The following is a 20,418-nucleotide window of genomic DNA, read 5'->3' as shown; positions in this document are numbered from 1 at the left end:
CTCTGGGGTTCGAGGGACGGGTGGTGCTAGTGACCGGCGGCGGCCAGGTGCGGCATCGCCGGGCGCACCTCGGCCAGGCGCGCCGCGCGGGGTGTGTTGCGGCTGGTCAGCGCCCGCACCTCACCGCTGGTGACGACGGCGGTCACGCCGGGGATATCGCCGATGGCCAGCGCGCCGAGCGCGTCCGGCGCGGTGGAGCCCCACGGCGCGTCGATCACCACGAGGTCGGCGGCCGCGCCGGGCCGCACGAACCCGGCGGGCAGCTCCCACGTGCGGGCGTTGTTGCCGGTGGCGGCCGCCCACACCACGGCGGGGTCCACCGACGTGAGCGACGACAGCTCGGCGACAGTCTTGAGCACCCCGAGCGGCATCACGCCGGTGCCGGTCGGGGTGTCGGAGCCGATCACGACGCGGTCGATTCGTCCCTCGGCGTGGCACTTCTCGAGGATCCGCACGGCTGAGCGGAGGTTGCCGGCTTGCACGAGCTGCAGTGCCATGTCCGTGCGCTCGATGATCGTGTCCACGCCGTCCTCCGACAGCGAGGTGGGGCCGCCGTTGATGTGGCCGCAGACGTCGGGGGCGAGGTGCAGCAGGTGGTCCGGGGTGATCGGCTTGCTGCCCGGGATGCTGGCGCCGCCCGAGTGGCACATCACCGTGATGCCGTGGCGTTGCGCCGAGCGGACCTGCTCGTAGCCGTCGGCGGGGTCCTCGTAGAGGCCGAAGCCGAACTTGGCGAGCCGCACGCCGGCCTTCTCCAGATCGGCGAAATCCTCGTCGGTGAGCACGGGTTCGAGCACGACGGCCCCCGCGTGCACGGTCATCCCGCCGGGGCGGAAGTTCGCGAAGCACGACTTCGCGGCGATCGCCAGCGCCTTCACGCCGATGGCGTCGTGCGGCCGGCCCTGCGCGTGGATCTCGCCGGGGGAGACGACGCTGGTGATGCCGCCGTGCACGTAGCTCGCGAGGAAGTCGACGGTCTTCTGCCGGGGTGTGTAGTCGCCGAGCACGACGTGGCAGTGTGAGTCGATCAGGCCGGGCGCGACGGTCGCGCCGCCGGCGTCGAGGACGACTTCGCTCGCTTCGATCTCCGCGGTGAGGTCGGCCGCGCGGCCCACGGCGGTGATCAACCCGTCCACGGCGATCACGGTGTCCGCGTCCGCGAGGATCGGCTGCCGGTGGTCTCCCGAAAGGACGGTTCCGGCTCCGGTGACGGCGAGCGTGCTCACGACGCGCCTCCGGCCTCGGCGACGGTCATCCCGCCGACGCGCGCGTTGACACGGCCGCGGTTCGCGACGGCGGCGATGATCACGAGTTCGTCGGGCCGCGGGCTGTCGGGCACCGTCACGGTGAACGCGTCGTAGTGGCTGCGGACCCAGATCTCGTCCTTGTACGCCAACGGAACATCGATCATCGCGTCGGGACCGGACACCTTCGTCACCGAGGTGATCCACGCCTTGCCGCCGCCGATGGCGTCGCGGAACGCGTTGCCGAACAACGAGGTGAGCGCGGCGTTGACGTGCTCCTGCTCGCCGTTCGTGCCCGCGAGGCCGGCTTTTCCGTAGCTCTCCGGGGTTTCACCCAGCAGCGCCACCGCGCGCTCGCCGAGCGAAGTGCCGATCTCCAGCGACGCCTCGACGATCTCGGTGAGGTTCTCGACGTAACCGCGGCCGGCGAACGGGTTCGCGACCACCGCGCACACCGCGACCTTGCGCAGCGGGCCGCGCTCGTCGGCGCGGCCGGCGACCTCGCGCGTCTCCTCGACCTGAGCGAGGGTCTTGCGCACAACCAGACGGCTCACGGGTCTTCCTCCGTAACGGGTAGCTCCACCACCGGTGTGGTGATGGCTACGACGCTAGGGAGGATTTCCGCCCGGCACCGTCCCCGTTCGGGTGTAATCAGGACCCGTCGAACCGTGGTTCTAGTCTATTGTGGACGGTTGTCAGGCGCCGTCGTGGACCTCGACGGTCGGCTCCACACCTTCGGCGCCGACGACGTCGGCCCACACCGAGAACCCGTGCTGGAACGTGACGACACCGGCCTCGGGCAACGTGATCTCGATGGCCTCCAAGATCTCCTCCGGCGACACCCCGAGGTCGAGCGCGACCCGGATGTGGCTCGCGATGTGGCCGGGCGACGCGCGCATCACCGTGAGCGTGGTGATGAAGATCAGTTCCTTCGTCACCTGGCTGAGGCGGCGCCCGTCGGTGTAGGCCGCGGAGATCAGGCCGTTGGCGGCCTTGAGCACGTCGAGGTCGGCCTTGGCCATGAGTTTGTGGTACGGCAGCACGTAGCCGCGGGTGCGGGCCATGTCGTTGACGTACTCGAGTGCTTCGTCCTGTTCGGACACGGAACAATCCTTTCCGGGTGGGGATCAGCTCTGGGTGCTTTCCTCGGCGAAGATCCGCGGCAGGGCCGAGAACCGGGCCTGTGCCACGTGGTGGCTGCCCGCGAGCCGGGCGCCTTCGACGTCGCCGGCCAGGATGGCCTGGCACATCGCCTCGAGCTCGCGGATGCTCTGCTCGGTGCGGCCCTGCGCCGCCAGCGAATGCCGGCGCAGGAGCCGGATGCGCGCGTGCAGCCGGCGCAACGACAAGGTGAGCTCGGGGTTCCCGGCGCCGTCGAGGAGCGCGTCGTAGAACCGGTCCTTCGCGGCCAGGGTCTCGTCGATCGCGCCCGCGCGCATGGTCGCGGTGGTGTCGCGGAGGCTCTCGATGAGCGCGCGTTTTTGGTCCGGTGTGCCGCGTTGTGCGAACAGGCTGCACGCCAGCGCTTCCAGCGCGCCGCGCAGCTCGAACAACGCTTCGGCGTCCTGGTAGGTGATCCGCGCGACGGACGCGCCGCGGTTCGGCTCGACCGTCACCAGGCCCTCGGCCTCCAGTTGGCGCAGAGCCTCGCGCAACGCGGTGCGGGAGACGCTGTGGCGCTCGCACAGTTCGCGTTCGTTGAGCCGGGTGCCAGGGCTCAGCTGCCCGCCGGTGATGGCCGCGCGGACGTCGTCGGTCAGCCGTTCGCGAGTGGAGCGCTGCCCGGTCACCACTGGTCCGTCCCGCGAAGCATGTCCTGCGTGGTCCTCACCGAATCGCTCGTGCCCAGGCCGGAAAGCAACCAGGACGGTTGCCGGGCAGATCGTACGACAATCTCACGGCCGTGAGCAATCATGCGCTGGAACGGGCCGGAATCAGGCGGTTGCTGGGCACAGTCGTGCAGCCCAGGTTGTCGGACGATTTCGTGCGGTTCAGGGCGCGAAGGGCCTGACTTCTGTTACCCGTTCGGGTACCTTCCGGGGGGTCGGGACCGTCGGGCGGTTGACCCCGCGGCGGGCCGAGGTGCATTGTGAAGCACTTCACAGGTCACCGTGGGCCTGCCGAGAAGAGGTGATGCCGGTGGCGCCCGCGCCCAGCACTCGCGCGCCCTCGCCCGAGGGCGGACACCGGTTCGCCGCGGCCCTGCAGTCGGCGCTGACGCTCAGCGACGTGGAAGACGCTTTCTTCGAAGTCGCGAACGCCGTCATCCCGGCGCCCGGCTGCGGCCTGTACCGGATCGACGCCGACTCCGGCAGCATGATCGACTTCAAAGCCCAGGTGGAGAACGATTTCCTCACCGACTACGAGACCTACGGCCGCCAGGACGACCCCGTGCTGGAGTTCGTGCTGCGGCAGAACCGGCCGGTCGACTCGTCGCGCGTCGTGTCGCGCCAGACGTGGGAGGGCTGCGGCGCCCGCACGGCGCTCGACATCGGCGGCTACTACCACTCGCTCGAGGCGCCCGTGATCGTGTCCGGCGTGCTCTACGGCACGATGAACTTCGCGCGCCCCGAAGGGCAGCCGGCGTTCAGCGACGCCGACCTGACGGCCGCGCGGCTGGCGGGGGAGCAGCTCGGGCTCGCGACCGAGCGGGCGCTGCGCTACGAGGAGACGGGCCGGCGCGGCACGCGGCTCGAACACGTTCTCGACCACGTGCCGCAGGCGCTGGTGGTCACCGATCTCGACGCGCACGTGCTGTTCCGCAACCGCGCGGCGCGCACGGGCGACCACAGTGCGTCGACCACGGCGCTCGTCGAGGACAGCATCGTCGAGGCGATGGAGGAGTTCCGCGCGCTGGGCAAGCGCGTCTACACGCGCACGGCCGTGGACCGGCACACGCGGCGCCGGGTCGTCGTGAAGTCCTTCCGCCTGCCCGATCGCGACGACGCCGCGCTGACGCTGCTGTTCGAGCAGGTGCCGGAAGACGCCGTCCGCCTGCCCGCGTGGGACGTTCTGTCCAAACGGGAGCAGGAGATCGCCGAGCTGGTGAGCCAGGGCTTGACGAACAAGCAGATCGCCGAGCGGGCCTTCGTCAGCGAGAACACGGTGAAGCAGCACCTGAAGCGGGTGTTCGCGAAGACGGACGTGCGCAACCGGGCCGAGCTGATGCAGCGCATCTGGGCCGCCGGTGGTGCCCGGCCGGCCGATTCGTGACCGTCCTCTTCGGACCGGCCGCTCCGCCGTCGGTGCGGAGCGGCCTTTCATGTCTGTCACAGCGAGTTCTTCACAGCACGGTCTTGAGCCAGGCGTCGATCCGTTCGGCGAGCTGCGGCCATCCCGGGTCGAGGGTGACACCGTGGCCCACGTCCGGGAGCAGGATTCGTTCCGCACCAAGATCTTCCGCCAGCGCCATGACGTAATCGGCCGGCGTCAGCAGGTCCTTCTCCGCCGCGACCACGAGCACCGGCGCCCGAACGGCGGCGATGTCCACCTCGGCCGTCCACCGCGTCGCCTGCCACACGGCGGCCGGGGACTCCGGCTGCAGCCGCGGGTACAGCGCGGCCGCGGTCTCGTCGTCGACACCTGAGTAGAACAACGTCCGCGCGGTGTCCGGATCCGGCGGTCCCCACGGCTGGTCCGGGTCGACCGGCAGCTCGATCGCGGCCACGGCGTGCTGACGCGGAACCACCGGCGCCAGGAGCACGACCGCGGCGAGCTCGCGCTCGGTCGTCGCCGCGTAACTCAGCGAGGCCAACCCGCCCATGCTGTGTCCGATGAGGACGGGTGCGCCGCCGGCCTCGTCGCACGCGATGTCGATCTCGTGGCGCAGGGCGAGAATTTCCCGCCGTGCCCACTCCTCGGCGGGAAGCTGTTCGGACCGGCCGTGGGAAAGCCAGTCGAACGCCGTGGAATCCCAGCCCCGCCCGGCGAACCACTGCTGCAGGTTCGCCCACTGCCACGCGCCGTGGCACCCGCCGTGCACCATCACCATCGGGTGCGGCTTGCGGCCGGCCTCGGGGGCGGCGACCTCCGCCAACGCCACCCCGCGAACGACCCGCTCGCTCTTCGCGGCGCCGTTGATCTTGCTGTCACTTCTCATCTCCGGACACTAATGAGCGCACGGCCCCGAGCGCAGTACCCGAGAGAGTACTTTCGGCGCAGGGGAAAAGATCACCGGCTCACGGTGAGTCCGTCGATTTCGGACCACAGCCCGTCCGGGATCGCCGTGGCGAGGTGGGCGGCGTTCTGCTCGACCTCCGCCGGCGTGCGGGCCCCGATGACCATGGCCGTCACGGCCTTGTGCCGCAACGGGAACTGCAGGGCCGCCGCGGGCAGGGCGACCCCGTGCCGGGCGCACGAGGTGGCGAGCGCCTCGACCCTGGCGCGCACGTCGGGCGGTACCGGCAGGTAGTCGAAGCGCGCGTCCGGGCCGGGGTCGGCCAGCACGCCGCTGTTGAAGACGCCGCCCGCGATCACTTCCACCCCACGTGTTTCGCACAACGGCAGCAGTTCGCCGGCCGCGGATCGGTCGAGGAGGGTGTAGCGACCGGCGATGAGCACGCAGTCGACATCCGTCTCGGCGACGAACCGGGCCGGCATCTTCGGCTCGTTCATGCCGACGCCGATCCGCCGCACCGCACCTTCGTCGCGCAACCGGGCGAGGGCCGGGTACGCCGCGCCGACCGCGGTCTCCCAGAAGTCGTCGGGGTCGTGGATGAACAAGGTGTCGAACCGGTCCAGCCCCGTGCGATCGAGACTTTCCGCGAGCGAGGCGTAGACGCCTTCGGCCGAGTAGTCGCGCACGCGTACGAGCCCGTCTTCCCCGGGGCGCAGCAGCCGGCCGACCTTGGACGACACCGTGAACTCAGCGCGTGGCTTGTCGCGCAGGAACTCGCCGAGCCGCCGTTCCGCCACGCCGGCGCCGTAGTGCGGGGCGGTGTCGAAGTATCGCGTGCCGGCGGCCCACGCCGCTTCGAGCGTGGCCCGGGCCGTGGCGTCACCGACGTCTTCGTAGAGGTCGCCGATCGCCGACGTGCCCAGGCCGACGGTCTTGCCGGGCGCGGTCGCGGGTGTCACTCGGCCTCCTCGGCCCGGGCGCCGTGCACGCGGCGCAACCAGCGTTCGGTGGTGCTGATGTGCACGAGGGCGGCGGCTTGCGCGAGTGTGGCGTCGCGTTCGGCGAGTGCTTGGTAGATCACTTCGTGCTCGGAAAGGGTGCGGTCGGCCGAGCCGGCTTCGACCATCCCGCGCCACACCCGCGCGCGCAGGGTGCCGCCGGAGATCCCGTCGAGCAACGTGGCGAGCGCTTCGTTTCCGGTCGCGGCGGCCACGGCGCGGTGGAAGGCGGCGTCGTGCTGGTTGAGCAGTTCGACGTCGCCGGCCGCGGCGCGCATCGCCTCGAGGTGGCCGTGGATCTGCGCGAGGTGCTCTTCTGTCGCCCGGGTGGCGGCGAGCCCGGTGGCGATCGGTTCGAAGAGCCGGCGCACTTCGGTCAGCTCCAGCAAAGTGTTGCCGTGCATGAGTTCCACGGCGAGGCCGAGTCCTTCGAGCAGGACGGTGGGGGCGAGGCTCGTGACGTACGTGCCGTCGCCGCGGCGCACATCGAGCACGCGGGCGACAGCGAGCGCCTTGACGGCTTCGCGCATGGGGGAGCGGGAGATGCCCAGCTCGGTGGCGAGCTGGTGCTCCGGCGGCAGCTTCGACCCCGGCGGCAGCTTCCCGGACTGGATCAGCTCGCGGATGCGGGCGATCGCCTCGTCGGTGAGTGACACGCGGGCGACGGTAGCCCCAGACATGTGATGTCTGCAAGAGCTCCGCACGAGAATGCGCTGACCGGCCGAGGGAATACCAGCTGTTTTGCGGCGTGGTCTGGACACTTGCCCACGGCTCGCCTACACATACATATGTTCTTTCCGGCCCATGAGCCGATGCTGTTTCCCACCTCCTCCCCACCGGACGAAGGAGTCCCCTCATGTCCTCACCCGGTTTCTCCCGACGGAGCCTGCTCGGCGCGGCGATGGCGGGCGGCGCGCTCGCCCTGACCACCGCGGCCCTGGGGCGCGTCACGGCCGCCGCCGCACCGGGCGCGCGCCCCGCCCCGGATTCCGTGCTGTGGTTCGACGAGCCCGCCACGCTCTGGCAGGAACAGGCGTTCCCCGTCGGCAACGGCGCGGCCGGCGCGATGATCTACGGCACCGTCGAGAGCGAGCAGATCCAGTTCAACCACGACACGCTGTGGAATGGCGGCCCCGGCTCCCACGACGAGGGCCATGAGTACAACTTCGGCAACTGGTACGAGGCTCGCCCGACCGCGCTCGCCGACGTGCGCGCGACCATCACGGCCACCGGCAGCGCCGACACCGGCCCGGCGACGGCGGCGCTCGGGCAGACGAAGTGGGGCTACGGCGCGTACCAGACCTTCGGGGATCTCTTCCTCGACCGCGCGACTCCGGCCGGTGCCGTGACCGGCTACCGGCGGCAGCTGGACCTGGCGACGGGCCTCGCGACCGTCGGGTTCACGACCGCCGACGGCGTCGCGCACACCCGCGAGCTCTTCGCGAGCTTCCCGGACCACGTGATCGTCACGCGCCTGTCCGCGAGCCGGGGCGGGCAGGTGTCCTTCACCGCGCGGTTGTCGACGGCCGACAACCGGACCGTTACGTATTCGGCGAAGGACGGCCGCATCACGATGCGCGGCGCGCTGACCGACAACGGCCTGGTGTTCGAGGCGCAGGTGCAGGTGCTTGTGGAGGGCGGACGCGTGACCACCGACGCCGCCGGCCGCGTGACGGTGACCGGTGCGGACGCGGCGACGCTCGTGCTCGCGCCCGGCACGGACTACGCGCCCGTGTACCCGCACTACCGTGGGGTCGATCCGCACCGAGTCGTGACGTCCACTGTGGACGGCGCCGTGCACCGTGGCTACCGGGCCTTGCGCGAGCGGCACCTGGCCGACCACCGGGAGCTGTTCGGCCGGGTGCGCATCGACCTCGGGCAGCAGCCGACGACGGTGCCGACCGACGAGGCGCTGCAGGAGTTCAAACAGGCCCGCAACCAGGGGCAGATCAGCGCCGACCCGCAGCTGGAGATGCTGCATTTCCAGATCGGCCGGTACCTGCTGATCGGCTCGTCGCGCGAGGGGTCGCGCCCGGCGAACCTGCAGGGCGTGTGGAACGACTCGACCAGCCCCGACTGGCAGTCGGACTACACGACGAACATCAACCTGGAGATGAACTACTGGCCCTCCGACGTCACCAACCTGGCCGAGACCGTGCCGCCGCTCGTGGACTTCATCGACGGCCTCCGCGCACCGGGCCGGGTCACCGCGCGTGACCTGTGCGGGGTGTCTCAGGGCTTCGCCGCGATGAGCCACGTGAACGTCTTCGGCTACACCGGCGTGTCCACGAACGCCGCGACGTGGGCGCCGGAATCGACCGCGTGGCTGATCCGCCAGCTGTGGGAGCACTACCTGTTCACGATGGACGAGGACTTCCTGCGGCGCCGCGCCTATCCGATTCTCAAGGAGCACACGCAGTTCTGGCTCGGCTACCTCGTCACCGACGCCGACGGGACGCTCGTGGTCAGCCCGAGCTTCTCACCCGAGCTCGGCCCGTTCACCGCCGGCGCCACGTACTCGCAGACGATCGTGTGGGACCTGTTCACCAACACCCTCGCCGCGGCGAAGGTCGTCGGCGACCACGCCTACCGGCCGAGCCTGGAGAACACGCTCGCGAAGCTCGACCCCGGCCTGCGGATCGGCTCGTGGGGCCAGCTGCAGGAGTGGAAGACGGACCTGGACGAACCGGACAGCGGCCACCGGCACATGTCCTTCAGCTACCCGCTGTTCCCCGGACACCAGATCACGGCCGAGGCCACCCCGGAGTTCTACGAGGCCGCCCGCGTCGCCGTCGAGGCCCGCACCGCGCACACAGCGCAGAACGACATCGGCTGGAACCGCGCGCAGAAGATCAACGCCTTCGCCCGCCTGCACAACGGCGACCAGGCCCGCGAACAGCTCGACCACCTCCTGTGGCGCAACACGTTCGCCAACTTCCTCAACGACTGGCCCTTCCAGATCGACGGCAACTTCGGTGTCGCGTCCGGCGTCGCCGAGATGCTGCTGCAAAGCCACGCCGGCTTCGTCGAGGTGCTGCCCGCGCTGCCCACCGGCTGGGCCGCAGGGTCCTTCCGCGGCCTGCGAGCGCGGGGCGCGTTCACGGTCAACGCGTGGTGGACGGCCGGCTGGGTCACGAAGATCGAGGTCACGTCGGATGTCGGTGGCGACCTGAGGCTGCGCACCGCGTCTCTGGGCGGCGGGGCACGCGTCCACGCTGTCGGCGGCCCGACGCCGCACCACACGACGCACGCCGGCGAACTCGCGATGCCGACCCGCCGGGGCGCCACCTACACCGTCACCCCGGCGTGAGCCCGACTCCGCCTCAGCTCAGGCTCGCCCGGCCGCGGGCGTGGGCGGCGAACAGGCGGGCGGCCTCGTCAGGGTCGCCGGCGGCCAGGGCCGTGACGAGGTCGGCGTGGCGTTCGGCCATGGCGGACCAGTCGCCGTCGTAGAGGGGGTTGCTGACGACGTGCAGGCCCCACAGGTTGGGCTCCATCGTGCGCCACAGGCGGGCCAGGAAGGAGTTGCCGCTGGCGGCGCAGACGTCGCGGTGGAAGGTGATGTCGGCTTCGCGGAAGGCGCCGATGTCGCCTGCGGTCGCGGCGGTGCGCATGCGGTCCACGGACTCTTCGAGCAGCCGCAGGGTCCGCGGCTGCACGCGCACCGTCGCCTCGCGGGCGGCGAACTCCTCCAGCACCACGCGCACGGCACGGACCTCACGGGCCTGCTCGGCGGAGATCTCGGCGACGTAGTTGCCGCGGTGGGGCAGTGAGCTGACGAGACCCTCGTGCACGAGCCGCTTGATGGCCTCGCGCGCCGGGGCCTGGCTGGTGCCGAGCTGGCGCGCGATGGCCGACTCGACGAGCCGCAGACCGGGCCGCAGTTCGCCGTCGATGATCTGCTGGCGCAGCACCTGGTGCACCTGGTCGGACAGCAGGCCCTGGCCGCCACGGTCCGGAGTGGACAGTCGCGTCGGGGCCGGTTCCGGGGTGCGGTGCTCGCGCCAGATGCGTGACACCGTGGACTGCGAGAGGCCGACCGTGCGGGCCAGTGACCGCGTGGTCGGCACCTCGCCGCCGCGGCGGGCCTCGGCGATCGCGGACAGCACGAGCCGCTCGGCTTCCGCGCGGTCCGGGCTGCGGGGCCGGCCCGGCCGGGGTGCGTCCGCGAGCCCGTCGGGGCCGCGGCGCAGGAACCGGTCGCGCCACTTCGCGGCCGTCGCCTCGCTCACGCCGAGGCGCCGCGCGACCTCGGGCACGTCGAGGCCGTCCGCACAGCTCAGCACGATCCGGCTGCGCAGCCCGAGTGGGCCCGCGTCCTGGCTCGCCCACCCCAGCAGTGTCGATCTCTCGGCGTCGGTCAGCCGCACCGTGGCGTCCTCCGTCATGGCGCAAAGGATACACACTTATGACTCGCCAGTCGGACTTCTGGTTGATTCTGCGCGTTGACAAGGTGATTTGCCGAGAAGTACAAATCACTCAGCAGTCGTTAGCTGAACCAAAATCCCAACTCCACCCTTCCACGCGGTTTCTCAATGAGGAGGAGCGATGCGTCCATCACGTACCCGCGGGGGCATCGCCGTTCTCGGCACCCTGCTCTCGCTCACGCTCGCCGGTTGCGGCGGCGGCGGGTTCGCGGACTCCGGCGCCGCGGGCGGCGGCACCGGCTCGATCCGGATGCTCGTCAACGTCACTCCGAACCTCACCCAGGACTTCTGGGACCGCCTGGTCGCGCCGTTCGAGAAGGCGAACCCGGGCGTCGACGTCGTGATCGAAGCCCCGTCCGGCAAGGGCGTCTCCGACACCCTGCAGCAGCAGCTCGCCGCCGGTGACCCGCCCGACGTCGTCGAGACGCTGATGGCCGACCCCACGCTCGCGCCCCAGCTCGTGGACCTGACCGGCGAAGACTGGGTGAAGAACACCCCGCTCGCCCAGGAGGCCTCGCTCGGCGGCAAGATCTACAACGTCGGCGTCGGCGAGCAGGCGCAGTCCCTGGTGTTCTACAACAAGACCGCCTTCACCAAGGCCGGCATCCCCACACCACCGTCCACACTGGACGAGATGACGCAGGACCTCGGCAAGCTCAAGACCGCGGGCTACCTGCCGCTGCAGACGTCGGGCGACTTCGCCACCGGCTTGCAGCTGCTGCAGCTCACGGACCCGGCCCTCGCCGCGGCCACCCCGGCCTTCTACCAGGACGTGCGCGCCGGCAAGACCACCGTCGGCAAGGCGATGCTGCCGTACCTGAAGCTGTACCAGTCGTGGCTCGACCAGGGCTATGTCGACAAGAACGCGCTGGGCCTGAAGTACCCCGACGCGGAAACGGCCTTCCTGCAAGGCAAAGCGGGCATGTTCGTGATGGGCAGCTGGTTCACCGCCTCGGAGGCCAAGGCCAAGAAGGACTTCGAGGTCGGCGTTTTCGCCGCTCCCGTGTCGAGCGGTCAGAAGAGCCCCGGCGCGCAGGGCGCCACGATGGCCGCGCCGTACCTGATCATGAAGTCGACCCAGCACCGCGACCTCGCGACGAAGCTGGTGCACTGGCTCGTGACCGACCAGCAGGCTGTGGTCGCGCAGCTCAAGCAGGACGGCAACTTCCGCACCGGCGTGCAGCGTGAGTTCACGCCGCTGGAGCAGCAGGTGCAGAAGATCCTCGACGCCGCACCGGCCAAGGTCGCCCAGGGCGAGGGCTACGGCGACTCGACCTTGCCGCGCGGGTTCAACTCCGCGTGGAACACCGAGGTCCAGGGCCTCTACATCGGGCACTCCCCGGAGACGGTCGCCGACGCCGTCGACCGCTGGGTGTCGGCGCACGCGAAATGAGGCCGCCGGGAAGACGCCGCGACGGCGGCGTCGCCACCGCGGTGATGGTGCTGCCCGCGACCGTGCTCTACACCGTGATGCTGATCGTCCCGGTGGGGCTCGCGATCTACCTGAGCCTCACCGACTGGGACGGCTACAGCGCGGCCCCGGCGTTCGTCGGCGGCAGCAACTACGGCGAGGTGCTCAGCGACCCGGAGTTCCGGCGGGCCGCGTTCGTCACCCTGCTCGCGGCGGTGGTCGGCACGGTCGGCATGAACGTGCTGGGCCTCGGCTTCGGGATGCTGGTGAGCCGCACGACACGGGTGAGCTCGATCCTGCGGACGATCCTGTTCTACCCGCACGTGCTCTCCGCGCTCGTCGTCGGCTTCCTGTGGAGCGCGATCCTCGGCACCAACGGCGCGGTCAACAGCTTCCTCACCAGCCACGGCGCGAAGCTGCTGCCGTTCCTGTCCGATCCGGACTGGGCGACGGCCACGCTCATCGCGGTGCTCGTGTGGGCCCAGTTCGGCGTCTCCACTGTGCTCTACGTCGCCGGTCTGCAGACCGTGCCGCAGAACCTCCTGGAGGCGGCGCGGATCGACGGTGCGACGAAGTGGCAGACCTTCCGCCACGTCACGCTGCCGGCGATCGCGCCGGTGGTGACGGTGAACCTGGTGCTGAGCCTGGTCACGCTGCTCAAGACCTACGACCTGGTCGTGTCGCTCACCTCGGGCGGTCCGGCGGGCCAGACGCAGACGCTGGCCTACCTCATCCTGTGGAACTCCTTCCACGACGGCCGCCTCGGGTTCGGCTCCGCGCAGTCGGTGGTCCTCATGATCGTGACCGCCGGGCTCGCGCTCGTCGTCACCCGGCTGCGCCGCCGCGCCGACCAGGGAGCGCACGCATGACCACCGCCACCCGTACCGTCGCGTCGGCGGACCTGGACTCGCCCCCGCCTCCGGCCGCGCCGGCCCCGCCGAAACGCGCCGGGCGTGACCCTCTGCGGCTCGTCCTGCGGTCGCTGGTCCTGCTGGTCGTCGCCGTCGTGATGCTGGTGCCGCTGTACCTGTTGCTGGTCAACGCGTTCAAGGACCAGCAGGACATTCTGGCCGACCCGTTCGGCCTGTCCGGCGGTCTCACGCTCGACCACCTCGGTGCGGCACTGCAGAACCCGCGGTTCTCGATCGTCAAGGGCTACGCGATCACCGTGCTGTTCGTGGTGCTGGTGAACGTGTTCTCGGTGCTGCTCGCCGGCCCCGCCGCGTACGTGATCGCCCGCAGCACCAAACGCCTGTTCCGCGTGCTGATGGTGTTCTTCCTGGCCGGCACGTTCATCCCCAGCCAGGTGCTGGTGATCCCGGTCGTCTACGTGCTCAAGACGCTCGGTCTCATGGGGACGATCCCCGGTTACGTGCTGTTCGAGACCACGCTGACGCTGCCGTTCTCGATCTTCCTCTACGCCGGGTTCATCCGCACCGTGCCGCGCGACCTCGACCAGGCCGCGGCGCTCGACGGGTGCGGGCGGATCCGCACGTTCTGGCGGATCATCTTCCCGCTGATGCGCCCGGCCGTGGCCACCATGGTCATCCTCAACACGTTCTCGGTGTGGAACGACTTCGTGAACCCGCAGACGATCCTCGGTCCCAGCAGCGGTCTCTACACCGTGACCACCGGGATCTACGCGGCGGTCGGGCAGTACCAGACCGACTACACCGTGGTGTTCCCGACGCTGCTGCTCGCCATCGCCCCGCTGCTCGTGTTCTTCGTGATCATGCAGCGCCACATCATCTCAGGCCTCACGGCCGGTTCGACCAAGGGCTGAATCCCAGCCGCTCAGAAAGGCAGTCATGACCACCACCCCGACGGTGGCGGCGACCGTTCCGCTCGGCGCGCCACCGAGCTGGGCCGTGCTCGAACGCCGCCTGTTCGACGTGCTCGACACGGCGTGGCGCACGTTCGCCGCCCGCTACTGCGAACCCGACGGCCGCCTGATCTTCCGCGGCACCGGCGAAAGCCGTGACGGCGCCGACGACTTCTACGAGGCGTTCTTCAACTGGCCCGTGCTCTACCAACTCGGCGGCGCCGACGACCTGCTGGCGGCCGCCAAACACCACTGGACCGGCGTCACGGAGCAGCTCACCGAGGCCGGGTATCTCGTCGACGAGTTCGAACGTGGCTACGACTGGTTCCACCAGGGCGAATCGCTGCTGCTGTTCTACGGCATCTGCGCCGCGGACCCGAGGGACGCGGCGTTCCGCGACCGCGCCTGCCGCTTCGCCGACCTCTACCTGCCGGGTTCGCCGGCGGGCAACTACGACCCGGCCACGCGCACGATCCGCGCGCCGCACAACGGTGCCGGCGGCCCGCGCTACGGCATCAGCGACGAGTGGCAGTCCTACCACGCGGACCTGAAGTCGATGCGGCCCTTCGGTTTGCCACTGCCCGACGTGGCGGGTGTGCGGGAGTGGGCCGATCTCGCCGACCCGGCCAAGGCCCGCGCGATGGGCTCCGCGATGGACGAGCGGATCGGCCGCGGCGACACGGCCGTGAACCTCGCGGCGACCGGGCTCGCGGCCAATGCCTGGCTCTACGGCCACGAGGACCGCTACCGCGACTGGGTGCTCGAGTATGTCGACGCGTGGCGCGAGCGCGCCGCGGCGAACGACGGTGTGCTGCCGGACAACGTCGGGCCGCACGGCGTGGTCGGCGAGCTGCACGGCGGGCGCTGGTACGGCGGCAACTACGGCTGGGCGTGGCCCCACGGCGTCTACAGCGTCGGCGCGGCCGCGGTCATCGCCGCCCTCCACACGGTGCTGGTCACCGGGTCCGCCGACCGGCTCGACCTCGCACGCGGTCCCCTCGACGCCGTCGAGGCGCACGGGATCCGCGGCACGGTCGCGGGTTCCGACGCGAGCATCCGCGACCGCTGGGAAGCCGAGCTCGACGTCGAAGCCGAGACGCTGCTCGTGCCCAACCGGTACCGCGACGGGGGCTGGTTCGACTTCCAGCCACCGCAGCTCGGGCTGTCGGCATGGCTGTGGCAGGCCGCGGGGCAGCCGGCCGACCGCGACCGGCTCGACCGCCTGCGCAAGGCGAGCGGCTACGACTGGGCCGACGTCCGGGAGTTCCGCAACAAGGAAGAGGCCGGGCACGAGGCACCGTGGCTGGAGTTCCTCCGCGGCGCCAACCCCGGCTACCCGGAAGCGATGCTGCGAACCGCGCTCGGCCAGGTCGCCCGGCGGCTTGCACTCATCGAAGCGGACACCTCGGACCCCGCGGCCGTGCACGTGCACCACTGGCAGCGGCACAACCCGGTGCTCACCGAAGCGTTGCTGCAACTGGTCACCGGCACGCCGCAGGTGCTCTACAACGGTGGCCTGCTGCCGAGCCGGCTCGCGTACTTCGACGCCGGCAAGCAGCGGCCGGGACTTCCGCCCGATGTCGCCGCGCTGGTGGACCTCGCGACCGACGACCACGTGCGCGTCGAACTGGTCCACATCGGACTGTCGGACGAGCGCCGCGTGCTCGTGCAGGCGGGCGGGTTCGGCGAGCACCGCATCGACCGCGTCGCCTACACCGCCGCGGCGCAGGGCTACCCGGGTGACCCGCGCGCTTACACCGCACCGGATTCGCCGGCCTCGACGCGGACGGCCGACGTCGGCGGACCCCGCCTGGAGGTCGTGCTGCCGCCGGGGCACGGCGTCCGGCTGGACCTGTTCCTGACCCCGCGCGCCTATCCGGCCGCGCACCACAGTTTCGACGAGTGAGGAGCCGACCAGTGGAACGCAACGGCGACACAGCGCCGGCACCGGTGTGGGAGCTCCCGGTCCGCGGCGCGGACCCGGGCCCGGCCGATCCCGCGCTGGTGCGCGGGCTCGAGGCCGTCAGCTCCGCCACCGCGTGCGCCAAGCTGCACCAGCAGGGCATCCGCCGCACGTTCGTGGAGGGGCCGCGGCCGCTCACGACCGGGCACAAAGTGGCCGGCCGGGCCGTGACCCTGCAGTTCATGCCACAGCGCGAGGACGTCGCTTCCGGCGTCGCGCAGGAGTACGTGGAGCGCAGCACCGCGCTGTGGGCGGTGCTGGAGGAAATCCAGCCCGGTGACGTGCTCGTGGTGCAGGCCTACGGAAGCGCTTTCACCGGCTGTTTCGGCGACATGCTCGTGCGCTACTTCAAGCGCAAGGGCGGGGCCGGGATCGTCGTCGACGGCCGGATCCGCGACTCGCCCCGCGTGGAGCAGCTCGGCGTGCCGATCTGGTGCACCGGCACGACCCCGCACTACGCGTCGCAGGCCGAGCTCTTCCCGTGGGCCTACCACGTGCCCGTCGCGTGCGGCGGCGTGCTCGTGCTGCCCGGTGACCTCGTCGTCGCCGACGACGACGGCGCCGTGGTCGTGCCCAAGCTCAAGGCCCCGCACGTGATGGAGGCGGCCCGTGACCACGAGGAGTGGGAACGCTTCAGCCGGTCCCGGCTGGAAGAGGGCGCCCGCCTCTCCGACTACTACCCGCTGACCCCGGACTCGCGCGCCGAGTTCGAGGCCTGGCGGGACCGCCGCCACCAGTAGAGAGATCCGTTGCCCACCCCCCGCGAAGGAGATCGCATGTTCGGTGGAACGCGCAAGAAACTGATGAGAGTCTCGGTGGGGGTGGTGTTGCTGGCGGCGTTCGTCTCCGTCCAGTCCGCCTCCGCCGACGTCCAGGGGCACGGTTCGTGCACGCCGAAGGAGCTCTACGTCTCGACGCAGGGCAACGACAAGGCGGACGGCTCGGCCAAGCACCCGTGGAAGACCGTGCAGCACGCGCGCGACGAGATCAGCGGCCACGGCTGGAACTCGGACAAGCAGATGCGCTGCGACATCCACGTCAACCTGGCCGCCGGCGACTACCCGGTGACGCAGACGATTTCGTTCGACGAAGGCGATTCCGGCGCCAACGGCCACCAGGTCGTGTACCGCAGCGCCGACGGCCCGGGCAAGGCGCGCCTGCTGGGCGGCGCGCCGATCACGGGCTGGCAGCCGTACCAGGGCAACGTCTACAAGGCGGCCTTCGACAAGACGAAGCCGTTCTACACGATGTTCGAGAACGGCGAGCGCGCCACCGTGGCCCGCTACCCGAACCGGGCGACGCCCGACACGTGGGCGCCGTACCTGACCTCGGCGCTGCCGGACATCTCCAAGGAGGCCGTGCACAACTGGCTGTGGTCCAACCCCGGCGACTGGGACCCGAGCTGGGACCTCTCGCAGGCCTCGCTGACGATCTGGTCGGGCGGCAGCTGGAGCTGGTTCACCGACACCGTGCCGATCCTCGACGTCAACTTCACCAAGAACCAGCTGACGATGAAGTACAACACGCGCTACGCGCTGCACAACAGCGGCGGCGGCTCGCGGTACTTCCTGCAGAACTCGCTCGACTTCCTCGACCAGCCCGGCGAGTTCTACGTGGACTACAAGAACGGCGAGGTCTACTACTGGCCGAAGAACGGCGAGAAGCCCACCGACAGCTCGGTGATCCGCCCGACCGTGCAGACCGTGGTGAACGTGGCCGGTAGCTCACCCGAGCACCGCGCGCACGACCTCACCTTCGACGGGCTCGGCGTGCAGTACTCCGACTACGTCGACTGGTACCGCAACGGCTGGATCAACGACGGCGACTCGGGTGACATCCACCAGTACCCGCAGTACGACCGCCAGGTCGAGATGCCGCGCGACCGCTTCGGCGCGGTGCGGGTGACCAACACCTCGCACGTCACGCTCAAGAACGCGCACATCTCCGAGACCGGGTTCACAGCCGTGTACGCGCTCTTCGCCAACGACCACTTCTCGGTGACCGACAGCCTCATCGACCACATCGGCGCCGACGGGATCAAGGTGGAAGGCGGTTATCCCGGCGAAGGCGACATCTCCAACTACCACCTGTTCACCGACAACTACATCCACCACTTCGGCGAGCTGGTGCCCGGCGACGCGTCCGGCGTCGAGCTCATGGACACCGGGCACAACGAGGTCAGCTACAGCGTGATCGACCACAGCGCGCGGTACGCGGTGAGCCTCGAGGCGCGCCCGGAGGTGCAGGCGGCCGACGACTACGCGCAGAACAACACGTTCAAGTACCTCAACCTGCAGGAAGCCGGGCTCGACAGCGGCGACATGGGTGCGTTCTACACCTACGGCGTCGACAACTTCGAGCCGCACACACTGGACAACTACGTGTCCCAGGTGGTGATCGGCGACGTCCTCCCCGACGCGTCGATGCCCGACAGCGGCACCCGCGGCGTGCACATGGACGCGGGCGGCTGCGGGTTCTCGTTCACCGACATCGAGGTCGGCAAGGTCACCGACGACAAGTACCAGAGCTACCAGTGCAACACGGTGACCAACGCCAACTGGGCCACCGGGTTCGACCCGTCGCGGATGCAGTACGACAAGATCGGTGTGACCGCGGCGTTCCCGTACCCGCGGCCGCCGGCCACGGTGTCACCCACGAAGTGACCCCGCTGGGGGCCGGGCGATCCCGGCCCCCACGGGCTCACCGGGCTTCGAGCAGCTTGGCCACTTCGTCCTTTCCGGACACCACGGTGCTCGTCAGGGTGCCGATCTCGCCGACGGTGATCGCGACCCGGTCGCCGGCGGCGAGGGTGAACGGCAGGTCCGGCACCAGCGCGGTGCCGGTGGCGAGCACCACGCCGTCGGGGAATACGTCGGCGCGGAAGAGGTACTCCACCAGCTCCTCGAACGTGCGGCGCAGCAACGAGGTGCTGGTGGCGCCGGACCACACGAGGGCGCCGGCGCGGTGGATCTCCAGCTCGATCGGGAGGTTCGTCGCGTCGGCCACCTCCCAGGCCGGCCGGATTCCGGGGCCGACAGCGCAGCCGCCCAGGTAGATCTTGGCCTGGGGGAGGTAGAGCGGGTTGACGCCTTCGATGCTGCGCGAGCTCATGTCGTTGACGATCGTGTACCCGACGACCTCGGCGCGGGAGTTGACCACGAGCCCGAGCTCCGGCTCCGGCACGTCGATGCCGGAGTCGGTGCGGATGGCCACGGACTCGCCGTCGCCGGTCACGCGCCAGGCGGCGGACTTGAAGAACAGCTCGGGTCGCGGGGCCTCGTACACGAGGTCGTAGACGTCGGCGGCGCGCTCGCTTTCGGTGATCCGCGCCTCGCGCGAGCGCTGGTAGGTGACGCCCGCCGCCCAGATCTCGGTGCGCCGGTCGACGGGCGGCAGGAACCGGACGTCGGCGGCGTCGTGCGACGCGCCGTCCGCGCCGGCGCACAGGTCCTGCAGCTCGGGCAGCGGCAGGGCGAGCAGCTCGCCGATGGACGTCACCGGCAGCTCGAGGACGGTGTCCGCGGTGCGGACGCCGACGGCCGGGTGGGTTCCGCCCGGGGAAAGGAAACGAACGATGAGCACGGCTGACCTCGATCCTCGTGGGGATTCTGCGGCCCGTTCCGGGGCCGAAGGGGAACCTAGACACGGCAGCGGGTCCGGCGCAAGTGTGTCCGAAGTGGACTGTACGGTCACGCGCCGGGTCGCGGTGCTGACGCTGAACCGGCCGGCGAAGCGCAACGCGATCACTCCAGAGATGGCGGCCGCCCTGCGCACCCACGCCGCCGCGCTGGACGCGGACCCGGGCGTGCGGGCGATCGTGCTGACCGGCGCGGGCGACAAGGCGTTCTGCGCGGGCAGCGACGTCGGTGAGCTGGACCGCTACGCCACGCCGTGGGAGTTCCGCAACCGCGAGGACTACGGCGACACGATCCGCGCCCTGCGCACGCCGGTGATCGCGGCCGTCAACGGGTTCGCCTTCGGGGGTGGGCTCGAGCTGGCCTTGGCGTGTGACATCCGGCTCGCCGCCTCGACCGCGACCTTCGCCGCACCCGAGATCAAGCTCGGCTGGATCGGCGGCAGCGGTCAGTCGGCCCTGCTCGCGCACAGCATCGGACCGGGCAACGCGGCGACGATGCTGCTCACGGGTGACCCGATCTCCGCGGCGCAGGCGCTGGCGTGGGGCCTCCTCACCGAGGTGACCGAACCCGCCGATCTGCCGGCGAAAGCGTTTGCGCTCGCCGAGCGGATCGCGGCCCGGGCCCCGATCGCCGCGCAGACGGCCAAGGCCAATCTGCGCGCGGCGTACTCGATGCCGTTGGAGCAGGCCATCCGCTACGAGCGGGACCTGCAGACGGTGTGTCTGTCCACAGCGGACGCGGCCGAGGGCCGGGTGGCCTTCGCGCAGCGCCGCGAACCGCGGTTCACAGGGGAGTGAC

General features: G+C 70.5%; 18 protein-coding genes. 9 read left to right on the top strand and 9 right to left on the bottom strand.

Features of this window, described 5'->3' with window-relative positions; genetic code table 11:
- Positions 1-26: 26 nt before the first annotated feature.
- The 4 genes from ABZU76_RS27110 to ABZU76_RS27095 all read right to left on the bottom strand — a co-directional run bounded on the left by ABZU76_RS27110 (position 27) and on the right by ABZU76_RS27095 (position 3,034).
- A complete protein-coding gene (locus tag ABZU76_RS27110) occupies positions 27-1,226 on the bottom strand; it encodes an amidohydrolase family protein (protein WP_354874335.1) in 1,200 nt (399 codons plus the stop codon).
- Positions 1,223-1,798, bottom strand: a complete 576-nt coding sequence (locus tag ABZU76_RS27105) for an amino acid synthesis family protein (protein ID WP_354874333.1) — start codon at positions 1,796-1,798, stop codon at positions 1,223-1,225. Before ABZU76_RS27105 ends, ABZU76_RS27110 begins: the two co-directional genes overlap by 4 nt.
- A gap of 141 nt (positions 1,799-1,939) precedes the next feature.
- On the bottom strand, positions 1,940-2,347 hold the full coding sequence (locus ABZU76_RS27100) for a carboxymuconolactone decarboxylase family protein (RefSeq protein WP_354874331.1): 408 nt from the start codon (positions 2,345-2,347) through the stop codon (positions 1,940-1,942).
- Between the two features lie 24 nt (positions 2,348-2,371).
- Positions 2,372-3,034: a GntR family transcriptional regulator gene (locus tag ABZU76_RS27095; protein ID WP_354874329.1), complete on the bottom strand. Its 663-nt coding sequence runs from the start codon at positions 3,032-3,034 to the stop codon at positions 2,372-2,374.
- A 343-nt stretch (positions 3,035-3,377) separates the two neighbouring features.
- Between ABZU76_RS27095 and ABZU76_RS27090 the strand changes: the two genes are divergently transcribed.
- Entirely contained in the window at positions 3,378-4,457 is a 1,080-nt protein-coding gene (locus ABZU76_RS27090; protein WP_354874327.1) for a LuxR C-terminal-related transcriptional regulator, read from the top strand.
- Between the two features lie 70 nt (positions 4,458-4,527).
- On the opposite strand, the gene ABZU76_RS27085 is transcribed toward ABZU76_RS27090, so the two are convergent.
- From ABZU76_RS27085 to ABZU76_RS27075, 3 genes are all read right to left on the bottom strand, one after another.
- A complete protein-coding gene (locus ABZU76_RS27085; RefSeq protein WP_354874325.1) occupies positions 4,528-5,343 on the bottom strand; it encodes an alpha/beta hydrolase in 816 nt (271 codons plus the stop codon).
- Positions 5,344-5,414: 71 nt separating this feature from the next.
- Positions 5,415-6,320: an aldo/keto reductase gene (locus tag ABZU76_RS27080; RefSeq protein WP_354874323.1), complete on the bottom strand. Its 906-nt coding sequence runs from the start codon at positions 6,318-6,320 to the stop codon at positions 5,415-5,417.
- On the bottom strand, positions 6,317-7,015 hold the full coding sequence (locus ABZU76_RS27075; RefSeq protein ID WP_354874321.1) for a FadR/GntR family transcriptional regulator: 699 nt from the start codon (positions 7,013-7,015) through the stop codon (positions 6,317-6,319). Before ABZU76_RS27075 ends, ABZU76_RS27080 begins: the two co-directional genes overlap by 4 nt.
- Before the next feature lie 200 nt (positions 7,016-7,215).
- Between ABZU76_RS27075 and ABZU76_RS27070 the strand changes: the two genes are divergently transcribed.
- Positions 7,216-9,669, top strand: a complete 2,454-nt coding sequence (locus tag ABZU76_RS27070) for a glycoside hydrolase family 95 protein (protein WP_354874319.1) — start codon at positions 7,216-7,218, stop codon at positions 9,667-9,669.
- A 13-nt stretch (positions 9,670-9,682) separates the two neighbouring features.
- Here the strand turns inward: ABZU76_RS27070 and ABZU76_RS27065 are convergent, their stop codons facing one another.
- A complete protein-coding gene (locus ABZU76_RS27065) occupies positions 9,683-10,747 on the bottom strand; it encodes an FCD domain-containing protein (RefSeq protein WP_354874318.1) in 1,065 nt (354 codons plus the stop codon).
- Positions 10,748-10,907: 160 nt separating this feature from the next.
- Between ABZU76_RS27065 and ABZU76_RS27060 the strand changes: the two genes are divergently transcribed.
- From ABZU76_RS27060 to ABZU76_RS27035, 6 genes are read left to right on the top strand one after another with little or no spacing between them, the layout of a single operon-like run.
- A complete protein-coding gene (locus tag ABZU76_RS27060) occupies positions 10,908-12,179 on the top strand; it encodes an extracellular solute-binding protein (RefSeq protein WP_354874316.1) in 1,272 nt (423 codons plus the stop codon).
- Positions 12,176-13,066 (top strand): sugar ABC transporter permease, encoded by an 891-nt coding sequence (locus ABZU76_RS27055; RefSeq protein ID WP_354874314.1) that lies wholly within the window; start codon positions 12,176-12,178, stop codon positions 13,064-13,066. The genes ABZU76_RS27060 and ABZU76_RS27055 overlap by 4 nt, the downstream gene beginning before the upstream one ends.
- Complete coding sequence (locus ABZU76_RS27050; protein WP_354874312.1) at positions 13,063-13,980, top strand: carbohydrate ABC transporter permease; 918 nt, start codon at positions 13,063-13,065, stop codon at positions 13,978-13,980. Before ABZU76_RS27055 ends, ABZU76_RS27050 begins: the two co-directional genes overlap by 4 nt.
- A 25-nt stretch (positions 13,981-14,005) precedes the next feature.
- Positions 14,006-15,925, top strand: coding sequence for a hypothetical protein (locus ABZU76_RS27045; RefSeq protein ID WP_354874310.1), 1,920 nt, complete (start codon positions 14,006-14,008; stop codon positions 15,923-15,925).
- Between the two features lie 11 nt (positions 15,926-15,936).
- On the top strand, positions 15,937-16,722 hold the full coding sequence (locus ABZU76_RS27040) for a ribonuclease activity regulator RraA (protein WP_354874308.1): 786 nt from the start codon (positions 15,937-15,939) through the stop codon (positions 16,720-16,722).
- 36 nt (positions 16,723-16,758) lie between these two features.
- Positions 16,759-18,645, top strand: coding sequence for a right-handed parallel beta-helix repeat-containing protein (locus tag ABZU76_RS27035; protein WP_354874306.1), 1,887 nt, complete (start codon positions 16,759-16,761; stop codon positions 18,643-18,645).
- Positions 18,646-18,682: 37 nt separating this feature from the next.
- Here the strand turns inward: ABZU76_RS27035 and ABZU76_RS27030 are convergent, their stop codons facing one another.
- Positions 18,683-19,564: a fumarylacetoacetate hydrolase family protein gene (locus ABZU76_RS27030; RefSeq protein ID WP_354874304.1), complete on the bottom strand. Its 882-nt coding sequence runs from the start codon at positions 19,562-19,564 to the stop codon at positions 18,683-18,685.
- Between the two features lie 94 nt (positions 19,565-19,658).
- On the opposite strand from ABZU76_RS27030, the gene ABZU76_RS27025 reads away from it, so the two are divergent.
- On the top strand, positions 19,659-20,417 hold the full coding sequence (locus ABZU76_RS27025) for an enoyl-CoA hydratase-related protein (RefSeq protein WP_354874302.1): 759 nt from the start codon (positions 19,659-19,661) through the stop codon (positions 20,415-20,417).
- Position 20,418 lies beyond the last annotated feature (1 nt).

The sequence above is a fragment of the Amycolatopsis sp. NPDC005232 genome (assembly GCF_040607795.1).
Taxonomy (GTDB): domain Bacteria; phylum Actinomycetota; class Actinomycetes; order Mycobacteriales; family Pseudonocardiaceae; genus Amycolatopsis.
Note: the sequence above shows the minus strand (reverse complement) of the source record. Positions and strands in the feature narration are given on the sequence as shown.

What these genes read in the sequence shown, in the direction of transcription:
- ABZU76_RS27090 (WP_354874327.1), top strand. Translation starts at nt 3,378, where the DNA reads ATGCCGGTGGCGCCCGCGCCCAGCACTCGCGCGCCCTCGCCCGAGGGC.
- ABZU76_RS27085 (WP_354874325.1), bottom strand. Translation starts at nt 5,343, where the DNA reads ATGAGAAGTGACAGCAAGATCAACGGCGCCGCGAAGAGCGAGCGGGTC.
- ABZU76_RS27070 (WP_354874319.1), top strand. Translation starts at nt 7,216, where the DNA reads ATGTCCTCACCCGGTTTCTCCCGACGGAGCCTGCTCGGCGCGGCGATG.
- ABZU76_RS27065 (WP_354874318.1), bottom strand. Translation starts at nt 10,747, where the DNA reads ATGACGGAGGACGCCACGGTGCGGCTGACCGACGCCGAGAGATCGACA.
- ABZU76_RS27060 (WP_354874316.1), top strand. Translation starts at nt 10,908, where the DNA reads ATGCGTCCATCACGTACCCGCGGGGGCATCGCCGTTCTCGGCACCCTG.
- ABZU76_RS27055 (WP_354874314.1), top strand. Translation starts at nt 12,176, where the DNA reads ATGAGGCCGCCGGGAAGACGCCGCGACGGCGGCGTCGCCACCGCGGTG.
- ABZU76_RS27050 (WP_354874312.1), top strand. Translation starts at nt 13,063, where the DNA reads ATGACCACCGCCACCCGTACCGTCGCGTCGGCGGACCTGGACTCGCCC.
- ABZU76_RS27045 (WP_354874310.1), top strand. Translation starts at nt 14,006, where the DNA reads ATGACCACCACCCCGACGGTGGCGGCGACCGTTCCGCTCGGCGCGCCA.
- ABZU76_RS27035 (WP_354874306.1), top strand. Translation starts at nt 16,759, where the DNA reads ATGTTCGGTGGAACGCGCAAGAAACTGATGAGAGTCTCGGTGGGGGTG.